This window comes from Vibrio sp. Y176, from assembly GCF_033438945.1.
In genome coordinates this window covers 1-758 of the sequence record NZ_JAWOQS010000416.1, presented here as the reverse complement: position 1 = coordinate 758, position 758 = coordinate 1, and the positions used below count along the sequence as shown (strand labels likewise).

Genomic DNA, 758 nt, shown 5'->3' with positions numbered 1-758 from the left:
CTGCATAAAACTGAGCTTTGTGTTCGAACAGCGGGGTGGCTTTAAAGCTTAATGAATTGAGCTGTTCTAAATGACGACTGATGAAAAGATCCAAACTCAGTTCCGGCAGTTGACCGGGTAGCGTCGTGGTGAGTTGCAGAGTGATATCGGGGTATTTTTCTAGAAAATCATCAAGGTAGTGGACTAAAAACTTAGAACCTACCGCCAACGTTGCGCCAATCTTTAACAGACCGGCCGGAGACTGGTTTACTGAGCGAGTTTCATCTAACACGGACTGCCAAGAGTCAAGTTGCACTTTGGCTCGTTCGTAGAATAGGGCACCAGCTTCGGTTTGACTTATTGAACGAGTGGTACGCTTGAGTAACTGGACGCCAATTTTGTCCTCTAACCACTGGATACGCTTGCTGATAGCAGAGCTTGTTGTGTTGAGCTTCCGGGCGGCTGCATTGAAGCTGCCTTCTTCGATAACTCGAATGTAACTTTGTACACTTTGAATCCAATCCATTAAGTCCTCCGAGGAAATAATTCCTTTCCAATTTAGCTGATTATCATCGTTGAGTATCAAATATACACTGTTTGCAATAAGTCTGTAATACAAGTGGGAGGGGACTAGTGCGTAAAACACCGTTGTTACTTGCGATGATGATCATTGCTACTGGCCAGGTTGGCGTCAGTATCTATCTTCCTTCTTTACCGATCATTGGCCATGACCTTAACTTGCCACAACCTTCGATTCAGAGTTTGGTGACGTTATTTTT

The 758-nt window shown here is 44.5% G+C and carries 1 protein-coding gene and 1 pseudogene; one reads left to right on the top strand and one right to left on the bottom strand.

All coding sequences use genetic code 11. The annotated features are described in order from the left end of the window. A partial coding sequence (locus R7O13_RS26410) for a LysR family transcriptional regulator (RefSeq protein ID WP_318305147.1) occupies positions 1-505 on the bottom strand: 505 nt, incomplete at its 3' end. 107 nt (positions 506-612) lie between these two features. Here R7O13_RS26410 and R7O13_RS26405 point away from each other — a divergent pair. Next, positions 613-758, top strand: a pseudogene (locus tag R7O13_RS26405) (Bcr/CflA family drug resistance efflux transporter); the annotation flags it as partial.